Origin of the sequence: Pseudomonas sp. NFACC37-1, assembly GCF_900101575.1 — a bacterium.
Lineage (GTDB): Bacteria > Pseudomonadota > Gammaproteobacteria > Pseudomonadales > Pseudomonadaceae > Aquipseudomonas > Aquipseudomonas fluorescens_AA.
This window is the reverse complement of sequence record NZ_FMUZ01000002.1, coordinates 241,846-259,635: the sequence shown is the minus strand read 5'-3', so window position 1 is coordinate 259,635 and position 17,790 is coordinate 241,846. Positions and strand designations below refer to the sequence as shown.

Below are 17,790 nucleotides of genomic sequence, written 5' to 3'. Positions count from 1 at the left end.
TATGAACCAGGACAATCTGATCGAAGTGCGCGACCTGGCGGTGGAGTTCATTGTCGGTGAGCGCCGCCAGCGCGTGGTCGAGGGCGTCAGTTTCGACATCAAGCGCGGCGAAACCCTGGCCCTGGTGGGTGAAAGCGGCTCGGGCAAGTCGGTCACCGCCCACTCGATCCTGCGTTTGCTGCCCTACCCGCTGGCCCATCACCCCACCGGGACCATCCAGTACGCCGGCCAGGATTTGCTGGGATTGAAGGAAAAGACCATCCGCCATATCCGCGGCAACCGGATCGCGATGATTTTCCAGGAGCCGATGACCTCCCTCAACCCGCTGCATTGCATTGAGAAACAGATCAATGAAGTCCTCGGCATCCACAAGGGCCTGAGCGGCAAGGTCGCGACCCGCCGGACCCTGGAGTTGCTGGAGCTGGTCGGCATTCCCGAGCCCCACAAGCGCCTCAAGGCCCTGCCCCACGAGTTGTCCGGCGGCCAGCGCCAGCGAGTGATGATCGCCATGGCCCTGGCCAACGAGCCGGAGCTGCTGATCGCCGACGAGCCGACCACCGCCCTGGACGTCACCGTCCAGCTGAAAATCCTGCAATTGCTCAAGGAGTTGCAGGCGCGATTGGGTATGTCGTTGCTGCTGATCAGCCACGATTTGAACCTGGTGCGAAGAATTGCGCATCGTGTATGTGTCATGCAGCGCGGTTGCATCGTCGAACAGGCATCGTGCGAAGAGTTGTTCCGCGCGCCGCAGCATCCGTACACTCGGGAACTGCTGGCCGCCGAGCCCAGCGGCACCCCGGCGAACAACGTCGTCGGCCCGCCGCTGTTGCAGGTCGAGGACCTGAAAGTCTGGTTCCCGATCAAGAAAGGCCTGTTCAAACGCACGGTGGACTACATCAAGGCCGTGGACGGCATCCGCTTCAGCCTGCCCCAGGGCCAGACCCTGGGCATCGTCGGCGAAAGCGGTTCCGGCAAATCCACCCTGGGGCTGGCAATCCTGCGGTTGATCGGCAGCCAGGGCGGGATCCGCTTCGAAGGCAAGCCGCTGGACAGCCTGACGCAGCAAGAGGTCCGGCCACTGCGCCGGGAGATGCAAGTGGTGTTTCAGGACCCGTTCGGCAGCCTGAGCCCACGGATGTGTGTCAGCCAGATCGTCGGCGAAGGCCTGCGGATCCACAAGATCGGCACCGCGGCCGAACAGGAACAAGCGATAATCGCGGCATTGAAGGAGGTAGGCCTGGACCCGGAAACCCGGAACCGCTACCCCCATGAATTTTCCGGAGGGCAACGGCAGCGTATCGCCATTGCCCGGGCCCTGGTGCTCAAGCCGGCGTTGATTCTGCTGGATGAACCAACGTCGGCCCTGGACCGTACCGTGCAACGCCAAGTGGTGGAGCTGTTGCGGTCGTTGCAAACCAAGTACAACCTGACGTACCTGTTTATCAGCCATGACCTGGCTGTCGTCAAAGCGCTGAGCCACCAATTGATGGTGGTCAAGCACGGCCAAGTGGTCGAACAAGGTGATGCCCGCAGCATATTCGCCGCGCCGCAGCACCCCTATACACAGCAGTTGCTGGAGGCCGCCTTCCTGGCCCCAACAACTGCCGAATAACCTGAAAAGAGGAGCAACACATGGGTTTTCTCGCCGGTAAGCGCGTACTGATCGTCGGTGTCGCCAGCAAGCTGTCCATCGCATCCGGCATCGCCGCCGCCATGCATCGCGAGGGCGCTGAGCTTGCCTTCACTTATCAGAACGACAAACTCAAGGGTCGTGTCGAAGAGTTCGCACAAGGCTGGGGCTCGAGCCCTGAACTGTGCTTCCCGTGCGATGTGGCCAGCGATGAAGAAATCGCCAAGGTCTTCGAAGCGCTGAGCAAGAAGTGGGACGGCCTGGACTGCATCGTGCACTCCGTAGGCTTCGCCCCGGGCGACCAGTTGGACGGCGACTTCACCGAAGCCACCACCCGCGAAGGTTTCCGCATTGCCCACGACATCAGCGCCTACAGCTTCGTGGCCCTGGCCAAGGCCGGTCGCGAAATGATGAAAGGCCGCAACGGCAGCCTGCTGACCCTGTCGTACCTGGGCGCCGAGCGCACCATGCCGAACTACAACGTCATGGGCATGGCCAAGGCCTCCCTGGAAGCCGGCGTACGTTACCTGGCCGGTTCCCTGGGCCCGGACGGTACCCGCGTCAACTGCGTATCGGCCGGCCCGATCCGCACCCTCGCCGCTTCCGGCATCAAGAACTTCCGCAAGATGCTGGCCGCCAACGAAGCGCAAACCCCGCTGCGTCGCAACGTCACCATCGAAGAAGTCGGCAATGCCGGCGCCTTCCTGTGCTCGGACCTGGCGTCGGGCATCAGCGGTGAAATCATGTACGTGGACGGCGGCTTCAACACCACCGCCATGGGTAATCTCGAAGAGTAATCTTCACCGCGCATAAAAAAGCCGCGGGCTCTGCAAAGGGCCCGCGGCTTTTTTTATCCCGATTTCCGTGGAAAACCAATCAGAACCAAAACAAGGGAGAACACAAACAGCAGCCCCCCCAATACACCTGCGATGGTGTCGTACGTGTAGATGGCGGCGACGAACGTCCCCATGAGCGACGTCAGGAAAAGCAGGACATTGGTCAACGCATACACGCCAATGCGCCATTTGAAAGCACGTCGCCTTAGAAGCCTTTGAAACAGATAACCCAACCCCGTCAGGGCCACCGAAGCGGCGGTCAAGATGATCAGCATGACCGTGTACATCGCTACCGCGGGAATACCCCGGGTATCACTTAAATCATTGGGATTTTCCGAGACACCCTCCAGCGCAAAAAAGAACAACAATGCGCATGCGCCCATCACTGAAGCAATGGCGGCGAGACTTAATGTGTTTCTTCCTGCTGCCATGGCTACTTACCTAGAGAAATTGATTGGCAGCTCGCCAGTGATTCGAATTTCATAATCCCGTGCGTTGGCGACCCTTCCCACTTCACGGAGCGCGCTCGTGGCTTGCTCATCAAAGGCAGCCCTATGGCTGCTGGCATTAGCATCATAACGATCCGAGTACGCTTTGATCTTCCCGGAGAACTTGAGAGTACCTGATGCATATCGAGTAACGTCTCCGGTAATTTGAAGCGTAATGTTTCCAAGGTAGATCCGTGCGACGTTTGAGTCCTGGGCCGTGGAATAAGGCATCTTGAGATTGACGCTGGTAACTCCTACACCCGCCGTATTAATAAGTAAGTAATGGATAACACTGCAGTTATGAATCCGCATCACACGATGCGAAAAACTCATTCTGCGTATTTCCCATACCCTTGGTGCGGTACATATTTATTGCGTTGCTTCTGGCATCAGCGGTGAAATCATGCACGTGGACGGCGGCTTCAACACCACCGCCATGGGTAACCTCGAAGAGTAATCTTCACTTCGGCCCTGCGCTAACTGCGAAGCGCCTGTTTCTGGGCATACATGGCCGTATCCGCGTCGGCCAACAGGTTGTCGATTGACGAATGCCGCCGGGGGTCGTACTCGATCTGGCCCACGCTGAAACGAATGTCATAGCCTCGCTGCAACATCGCATTGCGCTCATCGAGGATTTCCTTGAGGCGCACCATGATCGCCGAAGTCTCGACATAGGAAGAGCCGGTGAGCAGCGCCACGAACTCATCACCGCCCAAGCGACCAATCACATCACTTTCGCGAAAGGCGATACGCAGCACATCAGCGAAGGTTTTCAGCGCGCTGTCACCCTCGGCATGCCCATAGCGATCGTTGATCGGCTTGAAGTCGTTGAGGTCGAAGAACAGCAGCGTCGCCGGTCGCGACAAGCGATCACACACATTCAACGCATGCTGGGCCAACGTCTTGAAGCCGCGCCGATTGGACAACAGCGTCAACTCGTCCATGCTCGCCATCTGCACCGCAACCATTTCCTGCTCGGCCATGCGCGCCAAGTCGCGCAGCAGTTCGCGCTCTTCGTCATTGAGCTGGCGCGGCTTGGTGTCGAGCAGGCACAGCGTGCCAAGCTTGCTGCCATCCTCCAACCCCAGCGGATGCCCGGCGTAGAAGCGAATACCAGGCTTGTCCGTGACCAACGGATTGTCGTGAAAGCGCTCGTCCTGCTCCGCGTCGCAGATTTCCAGGATCTGATCCTGCAAAATCGCATGCCCACAGAAGGAAACTTCCCGCGGGGTTTCGCTCGCATCCAGGCCGGCATTGGACTTGAACCACTGCCGGTTGGCGTCCACCAGGGACACCAGGGCGATGGGCACGTCAAACAAACGCCGGGCAAGGCGAGTCAGGCGATCAAAACGTTCTTCGGGCGGGGTATCGAGCAGCTTGAGCGAATGCAGATTCTTGAGACGAACCGCTTCGTTGTCCGGTTTACCTGGCGCAAGCATCGGGAACTCCATGGGCGAGACTTCATGGAGTCTAGTTCAGGGCCACTGCCGTTCAAACCGAACGGCCAAATCAATCGGGCATTTGCCGGCCGGGGCTAATACACTGCTTTACAGATTCAAGACGAGGACGCTGACCGATGAAGCACGCCACCCATGACGCCGCCCCACGCTTCTGGCGCGACGCGGCCCTGCCCTTCATCGAAGCCCGGGCCATCGCCGATGGGCGCAAGGTCTGCTATTCACGCCACTCCCACGACCATTTTTCCATCGGTGCGATCACCGCCGGGCGCAGCACCTATATTCATGAGCGGTCGAATTTCCAGGTGCAGAGCGGCACGGTGGTGCTGATGAACCCCGGCGATGTCCATGCATGCAACCCGATCGACGATGAGCCGTGGTCGTATGTGATGCTGTACGTCGATACCCAGTGGCTGAGGGATTTGCAACGTCGTATCGGTTTCGATGAAACCCTGGATTTCCAGAGCTTTTCCACCACCCACAGCCGTGATGTCGAGCTGTTTGCCGCAGTGCGAGGGTTGTATGAGCAACTGGTGGATGAACGGCTCGGCATCGACCGCAAGCGCAGCGCCGCCGAGGCGTTTTTCACTGACCTGCAACAACGGCTCAACCCTGCCGGTCGGCCGGACCGGGGCAGCCACCCGGGATTGATGCGGGCAGCGCAGTTTATTCATGATCATTGCACCGAAGCCTTGAGGCTCGAAGACATCTGCGCCGCCGCACAACTGTCGCCGTCCTACCTGAGCCGTGCCTTCAAGCGCCACTATGGGATGACGCCTCATGCTTTCCTGGTCAACCGCCGGATCCAGTTCGCCCGCCGCCAGTTACGCGAGGGCAAGCTGATCGCCGACGTAGCGCTGGACAGCGGTTTTGCCGACCAGGCGCATTTCCAGCGGGCCTTCAAGCAACACCTGGCGGCCACGCCCGGGCAATATCGCGGTTGAGCTTCTCCTGTTTTTGTGGCGAGGGGATTTAGCGAAACGTCGCACCGCCCCGCTCGGCTGCGCAGCAGTCGCAAACCGGCCAACGCGGTTCGCCTGTTGTAGAGCGGTGCCTGGTTTTTGGGGCTGCTTCGCAGCCCAATGGGGATAAATCCCCTCGCCACAACGGTGTTCCAACCGAAACCGTGGGTTCGACTCAAGGCAACACCAAATACACCGCGCTTGCCACCAACAACACCGCCATCGCCCGGTTGAACAGGCGCAGGGTCGCCGGGTTGCCCAACCAGTTGCGCAGGAAACTGCCGGCATAAGCCCAGCAGCCCACCGATACGTAACAGATCACCAGGTAGACTGCCGCAAACTGCCACACCAGCCGTGCCTCGCCATCGGCCACGAACGCGCCCATCCCCGCCACACAGGCCAGCCAGGCCTTGGGATTGAGCCATTGCATCAGTGCACCGTAGAACATCGACGGCGCCCGATCCTCGTCCTTGGCGCCCAGGTGTCCGTTGTCCATCGCCAACTTCCATGCCATGAACAACAGAAACGCCACGCCCCCCAGTTGCACCACCCGCGTGAGCCCAGGCCAGCGTTGCAGCACTTCATGCAACCCAAGCCCCATCAGCACCAGCAACAAGACAAACCCCAGGGTCGCTCCCGCCACATGGCGCAAGGTCGCTCGAAACCCATACCGGGCCCCGGAACTGAGGGCCACAATGTTGACCGGCCCAGGCGTAATGGAGGCAACCAAGGCAAACGCCGCCATGGAAAGAATCAGACTCATCGCATATCTTCTTCATGTCTGTGAGGTGGCGATCAAGATAAACGGCCAATCACTGCAGGTATTGAACAAAACTGCCCAATGAAGAGGACCAACCGCCACCTCGCGAAGCGGCATCACTTCCAGCTCTTTTTTACGCAAACTTTACGCAGTGGTCGCTCCGCAAAAACAATACTGTGCGGCTCATTTATTCAGGCGCATCCCATGTCCCCTGCGGTAGTGCGGTTCATCGGCTTCATCCTCGGCATTTTCTTGATTACCCTGGCCGCCAGCATGGCCATCCCGCTTTTGACGCTGGTGATATACGCACGCAATGATGATCTGTCGGCGTTCCTGTGGTCGAGCCTGATCACCTTTGTCTGTGGCATCGCACTGGTGGCGCGCGGTCGACCCGCGCACACCCAGATGCGTCCGCGAGACATGTACCTGCTGACCACCGCCAGTTGGGTCATCGTCTGCAGCTTCGCCGCCCTGCCCATGGTGTTCATCCAGGACATCAGCTATACCGATGCCTTTTTCGAGACCATGTCGGGTATCACCACCACCGGCTCGACCATCCTCACCGGGCTGGACAACGCCTCCCCAGGCCTGTTGATCTGGCGCTCGATGCTGCACTGGCTCGGCGGGATCGGCTTTATCGGCATGGCGGTGGCGATCCTGCCGCTGCTGCGGGTCGGCGGCATGCGGCTGTTCCAGACCGAGTCGTCGGACTGGTCGGAGAAGGTTACACCGCGTTCCCATGTCGCAGCGAACTACATCCTGTGGATCTACGTCGGCTTGACCGCCCTCGCCACCCTGGCCTTGTGGTTGGCCGGCATGACGCCCTTCGAGGCGATCAACCATGCGATGTCCCTGATTTCCACGGGTGGCTTTTCCACCTCGGATGCATCCCTGGGGCACTGGCCCCAACCGGCCATTCACTGGGTGTCGGTGCTCGTCATGATGGCCGGCTCGCTGCCCTTCACTTTGTATGTCGCCACCTTGCGCGGCAACACACGCGCGCTGTTCAAGGATCAACAAGTCAGGGGGTTCGTCGGGTTCCTGGTCATCACCTGGCTTATCGTGGGGACCTGGCTGAGCCTGAACAGCGATTACATCTGGTGGGACGCGCTCCGCATCGTAGCGGTCAACGTGACGTCGGTGGTCACCACCACGGGCGTGGCGCTGGGGGACTACACGCTATGGGGCAGTTTTGCCCTGCTGCTGTTTTTCTATCTGACCTTCGTCGGCGGTTGCTCGGGATCGACGGCCGGTGGACTAAAGATATTTCGCTTCCAGGTCGCCAGTGCCTTGCTGATGGGCAGTTTGAAACAACTGATTCATCCCCGGGCGGTGATACGAAAAAAATACAACAACCATCCCATTGACGAAGAGATCGCCCGCTCGCTACTGACCTTTTCGTTTTTCTTCACCATTACCATTGGCGGTATCGCCCTCGGCCTGGCGTTGATCGGCCTCGACTGGACCACCGCCTTGACCGGCGCGGCCACCGCGGTGTGCAACGTAGGCCCGGGGCTGGGTACGATCATCGGGCCAGCGGGCAACTTCTCGACCTTGCCGGACGCTGCGAAGTGGCTGCTGACCATAGGCATGCTGCTGGGTCGACTGGAAATCCTGACGGTGCTGGTGTTGTTCACCCCAGTGTTCTGGAAGTATTGAACACTTCGCGATTGCAAGGCGTAAAAAAGCCGCGACGCCTGAATCAGGCGTCGCGGCTTTTTTGGGATCAGCGGTCGTTCTTGATCGAAGAACTGGTCGCGTTGGTCAGGCCCTTGGTGTTGTGGGTACCCGGAGTAGCCGTGGAAATCGCGGAAGCCTTGGTCAAGCCACGGGTATCGCGGTCTTTGGCGATGCCCGACGTGAGCGAAGCCTTGCTGGTTCGGTCGGTGCGGGTGGTACCGGTATGCTTGCCGCTCACGCCATGGTCGCGCGTAGCGGTGCCGACGTGGTCGCTATCCAGGCCCTTGCCAAGGCCGCTGGATTCGCCGGATTTGCCACTGCCCTTGCCGCCACCGTTACCGCCGCCATTGCCACCACCACCGCCACCGCCGTGACCGCCACCATTGCCACCGCCGGCGGCGTAGCTCGCGCCAATGGGCGACAGGTCGGCGGGCAGCAAGGCCGAGGCACCCAGCATCAGGGCACAGACAGCAACAGCGATCAGGGATTTCTTATGTTTGGACATGATGTCTCCGAAAGACAAAAACAGCGTTGAACCTTAAGACTCAATGGTTCAACTTTTGTTCGCGAGCATCCGACCAAGTGAGCGGAAAATTCACTGTCGATTTTTCGGTGGAGCCGTCCCAGCCAGGGTTTTATGCTCAACCCCATGAACCGACAAGACTCGCTACTCCCGCCCCACGCCGAGATGGTCCGCGCCATGCTCGAACGAGACACCGCCTACGAGGGGGTGTTCTTCACTGCGGTCAAGACCACCGGCATCTTCTGTCGCCCCAGTTGCACCGCGCGCAAGCCGAAGCCGGAGAACGTGGAGTTCTTCGCCCATGCCGACGAAGCCATGTCGGCCGGCTACCGCGCCTGCCTGCGCTGCAAGCCGCTGGACGCCGCCGCCATCGCGCCGGACTGGATCCAGGCCCTGCTCAAGGCGGTGGACGCCGAGCCCGACCTGCGCTGGACCGACGCCCTGCTGCTGGAACAAGGTATCGAGCCGCTGAAACTGCGGCGCTGGTTCAAGCAACATTTCGGCATGACCTTTCACGCCTACCTGCGCACCCGCCGCCTGGGCATTGCCCTGGGCGGCATCAAGGACGGCACTTCCATCGACAATGCGGCGTTCGATTCCGGTTATGAGTCGTTGAGCGGTTTTCGGGACGCTTTCGTCAAATCCTTCCACATCACACCGGGCCGCGCCGCCCTCAGTGAACCCCTGTTGTTCACCCGCCTGACCACGCCACTGGGGCCGATGCTGGCCATGGCCGAGCGACGGGGCCTGGTGCTGCTGGAATTCCTCGACCGCCCGGCCCTGACCAAGGAGCTGGAAGAGCTGCAGCGACGCTACAGCTACACCGTCGCACCAGGGCACAACGCTCACCTGCAACAGATCGAAACTGAACTGGCCGACTATTTCGCTGGGAAACTCACTGCGTTCAGCGTCCCGTTGCACATGCCCGGCAGCGCCTTCGCCGTGCGGGTCTGGGCCGAGTTGCAGAGCATTCCCTACGGCGAAACCCGCAGCTACGGCGGCATCGCCACGGCCCTGGGCAGCCCGGGTGCCAGCCGCGCCGTGGGCCTGGCCAACGGGCAGAATCGCCTGGCCATCGTCATTCCCTGCCACCGGGTGATCGGTGCGGACGGTTCGTTGACCGGTTATGGTGGCGGCCAGCCGCGCAAGGCGTTTCTGTTGCGGCTGGAAAAAGCCGCGGTGCAGGTTTCCCTGCCCCTGGCGTTTTGATTGACACGGAGAACGAGTACCCGATGCCCGCGCCCTACCATGACGCCAGCGTCTTCCTGGCAAGTCTGGACGAAGACTGGCGCCGTCATGTCGAAACAATCGGCCCTTGCCTGCTACAACCCAAGCCAGCCCGCGAACCCTATGAAGCCCTGGTGCGGGCGATTGCCTATCAGCAACTGCACGCCAAGGCCGGCGATGCGATCCTCGCTCGGTTGCTGGCGCTGTTCCCGGCGCTGACATTTCCCGGGCCTGCGCAGATCCTGGCGACTGACTTTGCGCAAATGCGCAGCTGTGGGTTTTCCGCCAGCAAGATCGCGACCATCCAGGGCATCGCCCAGGCAACCCTCGACGGCGTAGTGCCGGATTACGCCACCGCGCGGGCGATGGAAGACGAAGCGTTGATCGAGCGCTTGGTCAGCCTGCGCGGTGTCGGGCGTTGGACGGTGGAAATGCTGCTGATCTATAGCCTGGAGCGGCCGGACATCCTGCCGGCCGATGACTTTGGGGTGCGCGAGGGCTATCGACGGATGAAGGGGCTGGAGCACCAACCCAGCCGCAAGCAGATGGTCGAGATCGGCCTGGCCTGGCGCCCTTATCGGACGGTGGCGGCGTGGTATTTGTGGCGGGTGCCCGGTCGTTAGACCGTGTCATCGTTCATCGCGAGCAAGCTCGCGATGGCGTCCGCATGTCAGTCACGAGTTCAACAGTCCAGAACAACAGGCCGTCCGAGCTGTCCAGAGTCATTACAGTCCCCAATAGGAGGTTCCCATGCAGCTCGAAGGATCCTGCCACTGCGGCGCCGTGTCGTTCAGCCTGGCCTGTGCCCACCCCTACCCTTACCAACGCTGCTACTGCTCGATCTGTCGCAAGACCCAGGGCGGTGGTGGTTTTGCAATCAACCTGGGGGGCGATGCCCAGAGCCTGAAGGTGCGCGGTCGCAAGCACATCTCGATCTACCATGCACGACTCAAGGACGAAGGCGATAAACGCGCCCACCGCAGCAGTGCCGAACGGCATTTCTGTTCCCAGTGTGGTTCGGGGTTGTGGCTGTTCAGCCCCGAATGGCCGGAACTGGTGCACCCGTTTGCCTCAGCCATCGACACACCGCTGCCGGTACCGCCGGAGCACACCCACTTGATGCTCGGTTCCAAGGCACCGTGGGTGGAGGTCGAGGCGCATAAGGGCGACCAGCAATTCGATGTCTATCCCGAGGAGGCCATTGCCCAGTGGCATGAACGCCTGGGGCTGGTCACTTAGAGATGCAGTGGTGCATAAGGCCCCATCGCGAGCAAGCTCGCTCCCACAGTGGACTTGGGAAGTTCACAAATCCACTGTGGGAGCGAGCTTGCTCGCGATGACGTCAGTACCGGCACCTCTGCACTATCGAGCCGGCACACCACTGTGGAACCGGAACTCCACATCCGGCGATTCGATCAGTTCCCGCTCGGCCTCACGGACCTTGTCGATCACCTGGGCAATGTCCTTGGCGTCGCCGTACTGGTAGGCCAGTTTCAGGTAGCCCTGGAAGTGCCGGGCTTCGCTTTTCAGCAAGCCGAAATAGAACTTGCCCAGTTCCTCGTCCAAGTGCGGCACCAAAGCTTCGAAGCGCTCGCAACTACGGGCTTCGATGAAAGCCCCTACCACCAGGGTGTCCACCAGCTTGACCGGTTCGTGGCTGCGTACCACCTTGCGCAGCCCCGAGGCATAACGCCCGGCGGAGAGCTGGCGCAAGCCGATCTTGCGTTTTTTCATCAGGCGCATGACCTGCTCGTGATGCACCAGCTCTTCCCGGGCCAGGCGCGACATCAGATTGATCAGGTCGACGTGGGAATGGTATTTGGCGATCAGGCTCAAGGCGGTGCTGGCCGCCTTGAATTCGCAGTTCTTGTGGTCGATCAGCAACGTTTCCTGGTCGGCCAGCGCGGCCTGGACCCAGGCATCGGGGGTGCGGCAACCAAGGAATTCGTGGATTTCAGGAAGGATCATGGGGCTCACGGGCAAAGGTAGTCGAGCGAAGGGCGCCGATTATACCGGCCTGCCTCCAGACCACCAGTCACCGTCGTTGATATGCATCAAGTCGACGACTGACCCATAAGAACTAGACTGCCCCACAGCAACTATAGTTGAGCAATGCCAGCCTTTTCATTGCAGGAGAACGCCGATCATGCAAGCCATTCGCAGCATTCTGGTGGTCATCGAACCCGAACATTCGGAAAGCCTGGCGCTCAAGCGCGCCAAGCTGATCGCCGGGGTGACCCAGGCCCACCTGCACCTGCTGGTGTGCGACAAGAAGCATGACCATGCCGGCATGCTCAGCGTATTGAAGGCCGCGCTGCTGGCGGACGGCTACAGCGTCACCACCGAACAGGCCTGGAACGAGAGCCTCTACGAAACCATCATCGATGTGCAGCAGGCCGAGGGCTGCGGCCTGGTGATCAAGCAGCACTTCCCCGACAGCCCGCTGAAAAAAGCCCTGCTCACCCCGGCGGACTGGAAACTGCTACGCCACTGCCCGACCCCGGTACTGCTGGTGAAAACCGCCGGCTCGTGGAAAGACCGGGTGATCCTGGCGGCCGTCGATGTCGGCAATGCCGACGGCGAGCACCGGCACCTGCACACCACCATCATCGATCATGGCTATGACATCGCCCTCCTCGCCAAGGCCCACTTGCATGTGATCAGCGCCCACCCCACACCGATGCTTTCGTCCGCCGACCCGACGTTCCAGCTCAAGGAAACCATCGAGGCCCGCTATCGCGAACAATGCCGGGCGTTCCAGGCCGAGTTCGACATCGACGACCAGCATCTGCACATCGAAGAAGGCCCCGCGGATGTCTTGATTCCGTACATGGCGCGCAAGCTGCAGGCGGCGGTGACGGTAATCGGTACCGTGGCCCGTTCGGGGTTGTCCGGGGTGCTGATCGGCAACACCGCCGAGGCCGTGCTCGATACGCTGGAAAGCGATGTGCTGGTGCTCAAGCCCCAGGAAGTCGAGGATCATCTGGTGGAGTTGGCGACCAAGGAATAAACAAGCCGTGGCGAGGGGATTTATCCCCGTTGGACTGCGAAGCAGGCCCCATCAGTCCAAACGCCAGACGCCTGCTTCGCAGCCGAACGGGGATAAATCCCCTCGCCACAAAAGCTCCCGGGCACAAAGCGCCTTTGCACAAATGGCCGGAGGTCAACCGCCGATCGCATCCTTCAGGAACCCCGGCGCGATGTAACGCTGGTAATGGGCTTCGGACAGAAGGAAAAACTCCCGATCAATGGCATCGCGCAGGTCCGGCAGTTCCCAATCGCGAAATTCCGGCATCAGCACCATGCCATAGGCTTCCAGGTTGTTGATCACCCGCGCGCCCCGGGCGATCAACTGGTAGGCCCAGCAATATTCCGACTGGTGCGGCACAAAACGGATCTTGCGCGATTCCAGTTGCTGGCGCAGCAACCCGGGGTCGAAAACCTCCAACTTGGCCACCATCACCTGCACCAACAGTTGTTCGAGCCGCATCCACACCGCGCGTTTTTCGTCCTCGTTGTAGCCGTTCCAGTGAATCACTTCATGGTGGAACCGCTTGCAGCCACGGCACACCAGGTCACCGTAGACAGTGGAGCAAAGGCCGACGCAGGGGGTCTTGATGAGCTGGTTGGGCATAGGGGAAAGCACACGCAAAAGCAGGACAGGCTGGCATGTTAGCCCTTTGTCTAAGATTGATCACCCCTCAAACTTGAGCGCCCAACTTACCTTTAATTTTTTTTTCCCGTAGAATCAGCCAGCCTTTTAAGGCGCCAATGTCCGTTAGAAGCTGTTTTCAAAGCGTCACGAGCACAGTCGTTCCTTCAGAGCGGTGTTGGCGAAGGGTCTTTCCAGCGGGGAAAGCCCAACGCCAACCCTCATCAGCTCCCGTTCTGCAGGCGTAAAACTTTGAAAGCAGCTTCTGTGAGGAACTCCGGAAACTCTGGCGTGGTGGCTCAAAAAGCCGCCGACGCGCATGAGTACCGTGGGTTTCTGGATGAGCGTCCCGGACACCCATTTGGGACCACTGATGAGGGTAATAACTGTGCTTGAAGCCTACCGCAAACATATCGAAGAGCGCGCAGCCCTGGGTATCGTTCCCCAGCCGCTTAACGCCGAACAAACCGCAGGCCTGATCGAGCTGCTGAAAAATCCTCCGGCTGGCGAAGAAACTTTCCTCGTTGACCTGATCACCAACCGCGTTCCGCCTGGAGTCGACGAAGCCGCCTACGTCAAGGCCGGTTTCCTCTCCGCCCTGGCCAAGGGCGAGGCCCAATCCCCCCTGCTGGACAAGAAGCGTGCCGTTGAACTGCTCGGCACCATGCAGGGCGGCTACAACATCGTGACCCTGGTGGAACTGCTGGACGACGCCGAGCTGGCGCCGGTAGCCGCCAAGGAACTCAAGCACACCCTGCTGATGTTCGATGCCTTCCACGACGTGGCTGAAAAAGCCAAGAACGGCAACGTTCACGCCAAGGCCGTACTGCAATCCTGGGCCGACGGCGAGTGGTTCAAGAACCGCCCGGTACTGGCCGACAAGATCAGCCTGCGGGTGTTCAAGGTCACCGGCGAAACCAACACCGACGACCTGTCCCCTGCCCCGGACGCCTGGTCCCGCCCGGACATCCCGCTGCACGCCCTGGCCATGCTGAAAATGGCCCGTGACGGCATCGTGCCTGATGAACAAGGCAAGACCGGCCCGATGAAGCAGATCGAAGAAATGCGTGGCCAAGGCTTCCCGATCGCCTACGTCGGTGACGTGGTCGGTACCGGTTCGTCGCGCAAATCGGCGACCAACTCGGTGCTGTGGTTCTTCGGCGACGACGTTCCTTTCGTTCCGAACAAGCGCGCCGGCGGTTTCTGCTTCGGCAGCAAGATCGCACCGATCTTCTACAACACCATGGAAGACGCCGGCGCCTTGCCGATCGAATTCGATGTGTCCAACATGCACATGGGCGACGTGATCGACCTGTACCCGCATGCTGGCAAAGTCTGCAAGCACGGTACCGATGAAGTCCTGACCACCTTCGAAATGAAGACCCCGGTCCTGTTGGACGAAGTCCGTGCCGGCGGTCGTATCCCGCTGATCATCGGCCGCGGTCTGACCGAGAAGGCACGCGCCGAACTGGGTCTGCCACCCTTCGACCTGTTCAAGAAGCCGGAAGCCCCCGCTGAAAGCACCAAGGGTTTCACCCTGGCGCAGAAGATGGTCGGCAAGGCTTGCGGTCTGGCGGAAGGCCAAGGCGTGCGCCCTGGTACCTACTGCGAACCGAAAATGACCACCGTGGGTTCCCAGGACACCACCGGTCCGATGACCCGTGACGAACTGAAAGACCTGGCGTGCCTGGGCTTCTCGGCTGACCTGGTGATGCAGTCCTTCTGCCACACCGCGGCCTATCCGAAGCCGATCGACGTCACCACCCACCACACCCTGCCTGACTTCATCATGACCCGCGGCGGCGTTTCCCTGCGTCCGGGCGACGGCATCATCCACTCGTGGCTGAACCGCATGCTGCTGCCAGACACCGTGGGTACCGGTGGTGACTCGCACACCCGTTTCCCGATGGGCATCTCGTTCCCGGCCGGTTCCGGCCTGGTCGCGTTCGCCGCTGCCACCGGTGTCATGCCGCTGGACATGCCGGAATCGATCCTGGTGCGCTTCAAAGGCAAAATGAAACCTGGCATCACCCTGCGCGACCTGGTTCATGCCATTCCGTACTTCGCCATCCAGAACGGTCTGCTGACCGTCGAGAAGAAAGGCAAGAAAAATGCCTTCTCCGGCCGCATCCTGGAAATCGAAGGCCTGGAAGGCCTGACCCTGGAACAGGCTTTCGAATTGTCCGACGCCTCGGCCGAACGTTCGGCTGCCGGTTGCACCATCAAGCTGTCGAAAGAATCGATCACCGAGTACCTGCAATCGAACATCACCCTGCTGCGCTGGATGATCGGCGAAGGCTACGGTGATGCACGTACCCTGGAACGTCGCGCCCAAGCGATGGAAGCCTGGGTCGCCAACCCGCAACTGATGGAAGCCGATGCCGACGCCGAATACGCCGAAGTCATCGAAATCGATCTGGCCGACATCAACGAGCCTGTGCTCTGCGCGCCGAACGATCCGGACGATGCCCGTCTGCTGTCCAGCGTTGCCGGTGAGAAGATCGACGAAGTGTTCATCGGTTCGTGCATGACCAACATCGGTCACTTCCGCGCCGCCGGTAAACTGCTGGAGCAGGTCAAGGGTCAGCTGCCAACCCGTCTGTGGCTGTCGCCGCCGACCAAGATGGACGCTCACCAGCTCACCGAAGAAGGCTACTACGGCATCTACGGCAAGGCCGGTGCACGGATGGAAATGCCAGGCTGCTCGCTGTGCATGGGTAACCAGGCACGCGTCGAGCCGAACTCCACCGTGGTGTCGACCTCGACCCGTAACTTCCCGAACCGTCTGGGTGACGGCGCGAACGTCTACCTGGCTTCGGCCGAACTGGCGTCCGTTGCATCCATCCTGGGTCGCCTGCCGACCGTCGAGGAGTACATGGAATACGCCGGCAAGATCGACAGCATGGCAGCGGACGTGTACCGCTACCTGAGCTTCGACCAGATCGCCGAGTTCCGTGAAGCGGCTGCAAACGCCAACATCCCGGTCGTTCAAGCGTAAAGCTTAGAACGCCCGACTAAAAACGCCGCCCTTCTTGCGAGGGGCGGCGTTTTTTTTATGCCTGTCATTTCGATGCCAGCCGAGCCACCGCTATCGCGAGCAAGCCCGCTCCCACAGGGAGTTGGGATGGTTGCAATTTCCATGAACACCCGAAACCAGTGTGGGAGCGGGCTTGCCCGCGAAGACGGCGGCACATCCAACATCCCTGCCAGCTGAACCACCGCTTTCGCGAGCAAGCCCGCTCCCACAAGGTGATGGTCAGGCCATCAAGGAGTAGACCAACGCCGTAATCGCCACCAACCCCACCAACACAACGAAGACGTTCGAGGCCTGGCCGCGATAGCGGGCCATGGCCGGGACTTTGCGGATGGCGTACATCGGCATCAGGAACAGGATGGCTGCGATGACCGGGCCGCCCAGGGTTTCGATCATACCCAGGATGCTCGGATTGAGGGTGGCGACGATCCAGCACACCACCAGCATGAACGCTGCGGTGAGACGGTCCAGGGTCTTGGGTGCCGGACGGCGGCCGCTCTTGACGATCAGGCCCTTGAGGCCTTCGCTGGCGCCGATGTAGTGCCCCAGGAACGACTTGGAAATGGCGACAAACGCAATCAACGGCGCGGCAAAGGCGATGGTCGGATTACTGAAATGGTTAGCCAGGTACGACAGAATCGACAGGTTCTGCGCCTTGGCCTCGGCCAATTGCGCCGGGGTCAGGGTCAATACGCAACTGAACACGAAGAACAGCACCATCACCACCATCAGCACATGGGCGCGCGACAGGATCTGCGAACTGCGCTCCTCGGCGTTGGCACCGTAGCGACGCTTCTGGTCCACCGCAAACGCCGAGATGATCGGCGAGTGGTTGAACGAGAACACCATCACCGGAATTGCCAGCCACAGGGTATGCAGCAGGGCCGATGGCTCAGGCGGCGTCGACGCCGTGGTCAGGATGCCGCCGTTCCAGTGCGGGATCAGAAACACCGCCAGGAACAGCAGCGCAACGATGAACGGATAGACCATCAGGCTCATCGCCTTGACGATCGCCTGTTCGCCGCAACGCACCACGGCCAGCAGGCCCAGGATCAGCACCAGGGACAGCACCGCCCGAGGGGGCGGCTGGATATGCAGCTGATGCTCCAGGAAGCTGCCCACGGTATTGGTCAACGCCACGCTGTAGATCAGCAGGATCGGGAAAATCGCAAAGAAGTACAGCAACGTGATCAGCGCACCGGCCTTGAGGCCGAAATGCTCTTCCACCACCTCGGTGATGTCCGCGCCGTCACGACCGGACAACACAAAGCGAGTCAGTCCCCGGTGGGCGTAGAACGTCATGGGAAACGCCAGCACTGCCAGGATCATCAGTGGCCAAAAACCACCCAGGCCCGCATTGATCGGTAAAAACAGCGTACCTGCACCGATGGCGGTGCCAAACAGCCCCAGCATCCAGGTGGTGTCCTGGCGACTCCATTGGCTGAGGGTGGCAGGGACTGTCGTTTCAAAGCGCTCTTCGACGCTATTGGCCTGATCATTCATCCGGTCGGATCTCCGCTTTCCGGTCACATGCACCCGGC

17 protein-coding genes and 1 pseudogene are annotated in these 17,790 nt (G+C 60.6%); 10 read left to right on the top strand and 8 right to left on the bottom strand.

Going from position 1 to position 17,790, the window contains the following annotated elements; all coding sequences use genetic code 11:
* Position 1 precedes the first annotated feature (1 nt).
* Together BLP82_RS03370 and fabI are read left to right on the top strand one after the other, a co-directional pair.
* Positions 2-1,612 carry an ABC transporter ATP-binding protein gene (locus BLP82_RS03370; RefSeq protein WP_092165363.1) on the top strand — a complete coding sequence of 537 codons (1,611 nt, stop codon included), beginning with the start codon at positions 2-4 and terminating at the stop codon, positions 1,610-1,612.
* Between the two features lie 20 nt (positions 1,613-1,632).
* Complete coding sequence (gene fabI / locus BLP82_RS03365) at positions 1,633-2,427, top strand: enoyl-ACP reductase FabI (RefSeq protein WP_025213267.1); 795 nt, start codon at positions 1,633-1,635, stop codon at positions 2,425-2,427.
* 53 nt (positions 2,428-2,480) lie between these two features.
* Here fabI and BLP82_RS03360 read toward each other — a convergent pair whose 3' ends face one another.
* Together BLP82_RS03360 and BLP82_RS31930 are read right to left on the bottom strand one after the other, a co-directional pair.
* The gene (locus BLP82_RS03360; RefSeq protein WP_139197804.1) at positions 2,481-2,897 is read right to left on the bottom strand and encodes a hypothetical protein; all 417 of its coding nucleotides are present in this window, start codon (positions 2,895-2,897) and stop codon (positions 2,481-2,483) included.
* A gap of 6 nt (positions 2,898-2,903) precedes the next feature.
* Positions 2,904-3,266 (bottom strand): lipid II-degrading bacteriocin, encoded by a 363-nt coding sequence (locus BLP82_RS31930; protein WP_368665062.1) that lies wholly within the window; start codon positions 3,264-3,266, stop codon positions 2,904-2,906.
* A gap of 64 nt (positions 3,267-3,330) precedes the next feature.
* Between BLP82_RS31930 and BLP82_RS31925 the strand changes: the two are divergent.
* Positions 3,331-3,411, top strand: a pseudogene (locus BLP82_RS31925) (enoyl-ACP reductase); the annotation flags it as partial.
* A gap of 19 nt (positions 3,412-3,430) precedes the next feature.
* Here the strand turns inward: BLP82_RS31925 and BLP82_RS03350 are convergent.
* Positions 3,431-4,393: a sensor domain-containing diguanylate cyclase gene (locus BLP82_RS03350; RefSeq protein ID WP_092165357.1), complete on the bottom strand. Its 963-nt coding sequence runs from the start codon at positions 4,391-4,393 to the stop codon at positions 3,431-3,433.
* Between the two features lie 137 nt (positions 4,394-4,530).
* Between BLP82_RS03350 and BLP82_RS03345 the strand changes: the two genes are divergently transcribed.
* Positions 4,531-5,355 carry a helix-turn-helix transcriptional regulator gene (locus BLP82_RS03345; RefSeq protein ID WP_092165355.1) on the top strand — a complete coding sequence of 275 codons (825 nt, stop codon included), beginning with the start codon at positions 4,531-4,533 and terminating at the stop codon, positions 5,353-5,355.
* Between the two features lie 193 nt (positions 5,356-5,548).
* Here BLP82_RS03345 and BLP82_RS03340 read toward each other — a convergent pair whose 3' ends face one another.
* Positions 5,549-6,136, bottom strand: a complete 588-nt coding sequence (locus BLP82_RS03340) for a LysE family translocator (protein WP_092165353.1) — start codon at positions 6,134-6,136, stop codon at positions 5,549-5,551.
* A gap of 201 nt (positions 6,137-6,337) precedes the next feature.
* Here BLP82_RS03340 and BLP82_RS03335 point away from each other — a divergent pair, with 201 nt between their 5' ends.
* Complete coding sequence (locus BLP82_RS03335; RefSeq protein ID WP_092165350.1) at positions 6,338-7,792, top strand: TrkH family potassium uptake protein; 1,455 nt, start codon at positions 6,338-6,340, stop codon at positions 7,790-7,792.
* A gap of 67 nt (positions 7,793-7,859) precedes the next feature.
* Here the strand turns inward: BLP82_RS03335 and BLP82_RS31135 are convergent, their stop codons facing one another.
* Positions 7,860-8,318, bottom strand: a complete 459-nt coding sequence (locus BLP82_RS31135) for a hypothetical protein (RefSeq protein WP_092165348.1) — start codon at positions 8,316-8,318, stop codon at positions 7,860-7,862.
* A gap of 144 nt (positions 8,319-8,462) precedes the next feature.
* On the opposite strand from BLP82_RS31135, the gene BLP82_RS03325 reads away from it, so the two are divergent.
* The 3 genes from BLP82_RS03325 to BLP82_RS03315 all read left to right on the top strand — a co-directional run bounded on the left by BLP82_RS03325 (position 8,463) and on the right by BLP82_RS03315 (position 10,802).
* Positions 8,463-9,545 carry a bifunctional transcriptional activator/DNA repair enzyme AdaA gene (locus BLP82_RS03325; RefSeq protein ID WP_092165641.1) on the top strand — a complete coding sequence of 361 codons (1,083 nt, stop codon included), beginning with the start codon at positions 8,463-8,465 and terminating at the stop codon, positions 9,543-9,545.
* Between the two features lie 23 nt (positions 9,546-9,568).
* Entirely contained in the window at positions 9,569-10,186 is a 618-nt protein-coding gene (locus BLP82_RS03320; protein WP_092165346.1) for a DNA-3-methyladenine glycosylase family protein, read from the top strand.
* Between the two features lie 127 nt (positions 10,187-10,313).
* Complete coding sequence (locus tag BLP82_RS03315; RefSeq protein ID WP_092165344.1) at positions 10,314-10,802, top strand: GFA family protein; 489 nt, start codon at positions 10,314-10,316, stop codon at positions 10,800-10,802.
* A gap of 123 nt (positions 10,803-10,925) precedes the next feature.
* Here BLP82_RS03315 and BLP82_RS03310 read toward each other — a convergent pair whose 3' ends face one another.
* Entirely contained in the window at positions 10,926-11,531 is a 606-nt protein-coding gene (locus BLP82_RS03310; protein ID WP_025213256.1) for a MiaE family protein, read from the bottom strand.
* A gap of 178 nt (positions 11,532-11,709) precedes the next feature.
* Between BLP82_RS03310 and BLP82_RS03305 the strand changes: the two genes are divergently transcribed.
* Entirely contained in the window at positions 11,710-12,573 is an 864-nt protein-coding gene (locus BLP82_RS03305; RefSeq protein WP_092165343.1) for a universal stress protein, read from the top strand.
* A 153-nt stretch (positions 12,574-12,726) separates the two neighbouring features.
* Here BLP82_RS03305 and BLP82_RS03300 read toward each other — a convergent pair whose 3' ends face one another.
* Complete coding sequence (locus tag BLP82_RS03300; protein WP_092165341.1) at positions 12,727-13,197, bottom strand: DUF1289 domain-containing protein; 471 nt, start codon at positions 13,195-13,197, stop codon at positions 12,727-12,729.
* A 406-nt stretch (positions 13,198-13,603) separates the two neighbouring features.
* Between BLP82_RS03300 and acnB the strand changes: the two genes are divergently transcribed.
* Positions 13,604-16,213 carry a bifunctional aconitate hydratase 2/2-methylisocitrate dehydratase gene (gene acnB / locus BLP82_RS03295; RefSeq protein ID WP_092165339.1) on the top strand — a complete coding sequence of 870 codons (2,610 nt, stop codon included), beginning with the start codon at positions 13,604-13,606 and terminating at the stop codon, positions 16,211-16,213.
* Between the two features lie 258 nt (positions 16,214-16,471).
* Here the strand turns inward: acnB and BLP82_RS03290 are convergent, their stop codons facing one another.
* Positions 16,472-17,752 (bottom strand): serine/threonine transporter, encoded by a 1,281-nt coding sequence (locus BLP82_RS03290; protein WP_092165337.1) that lies wholly within the window; start codon positions 17,750-17,752, stop codon positions 16,472-16,474.
* Between the last annotated feature and the right edge of the window lie 38 nt (positions 17,753-17,790).

What these genes read in the sequence shown, in the direction of transcription:
- BLP82_RS03305 (WP_092165343.1), top strand. Translation starts at nt 11,710, where the DNA reads ATGCAAGCCATTCGCAGCATTCTGGTGGTCATCGAACCCGAACATTCG.
- BLP82_RS03340 (WP_092165353.1), bottom strand. Translation starts at nt 6,136, where the DNA reads ATGAGTCTGATTCTTTCCATGGCGGCGTTTGCCTTGGTTGCCTCCATT.
- fabI (WP_025213267.1), top strand. Translation starts at nt 1,633, where the DNA reads ATGGGTTTTCTCGCCGGTAAGCGCGTACTGATCGTCGGTGTCGCCAGC.
- BLP82_RS03360 (WP_139197804.1), bottom strand. Translation starts at nt 2,897, where the DNA reads ATGGCAGCAGGAAGAAACACATTAAGTCTCGCCGCCATTGCTTCAGTG.
- BLP82_RS03370 (WP_092165363.1), top strand. Translation starts at nt 2, where the DNA reads ATGAACCAGGACAATCTGATCGAAGTGCGCGACCTGGCGGTGGAGTTC.
- BLP82_RS03335 (WP_092165350.1), top strand. Translation starts at nt 6,338, where the DNA reads ATGTCCCCTGCGGTAGTGCGGTTCATCGGCTTCATCCTCGGCATTTTC.
- BLP82_RS03350 (WP_092165357.1), bottom strand. Translation starts at nt 4,393, where the DNA reads ATGCTTGCGCCAGGTAAACCGGACAACGAAGCGGTTCGTCTCAAGAAT.
- BLP82_RS03315 (WP_092165344.1), top strand. Translation starts at nt 10,314, where the DNA reads ATGCAGCTCGAAGGATCCTGCCACTGCGGCGCCGTGTCGTTCAGCCTG.
- BLP82_RS03320 (WP_092165346.1), top strand. Translation starts at nt 9,569, where the DNA reads ATGCCCGCGCCCTACCATGACGCCAGCGTCTTCCTGGCAAGTCTGGAC.
- BLP82_RS03310 (WP_025213256.1), bottom strand. Translation starts at nt 11,531, where the DNA reads ATGATCCTTCCTGAAATCCACGAATTCCTTGGTTGCCGCACCCCCGAT.
- BLP82_RS31135 (WP_092165348.1), bottom strand. Translation starts at nt 8,318, where the DNA reads ATGTCCAAACATAAGAAATCCCTGATCGCTGTTGCTGTCTGTGCCCTG.
- BLP82_RS31930 (WP_368665062.1), bottom strand. Translation starts at nt 3,266, where the DNA reads ATGCGGATTCATAACTGCAGTGTTATCCATTACTTACTTATTAATACG.
- BLP82_RS03325 (WP_092165641.1), top strand. Translation starts at nt 8,463, where the DNA reads ATGAACCGACAAGACTCGCTACTCCCGCCCCACGCCGAGATGGTCCGC.
- BLP82_RS03300 (WP_092165341.1), bottom strand. Translation starts at nt 13,197, where the DNA reads ATGCCCAACCAGCTCATCAAGACCCCCTGCGTCGGCCTTTGCTCCACT.
- BLP82_RS03290 (WP_092165337.1), bottom strand. Translation starts at nt 17,752, where the DNA reads ATGAATGATCAGGCCAATAGCGTCGAAGAGCGCTTTGAAACGACAGTC.
- BLP82_RS03345 (WP_092165355.1), top strand. Translation starts at nt 4,531, where the DNA reads ATGAAGCACGCCACCCATGACGCCGCCCCACGCTTCTGGCGCGACGCG.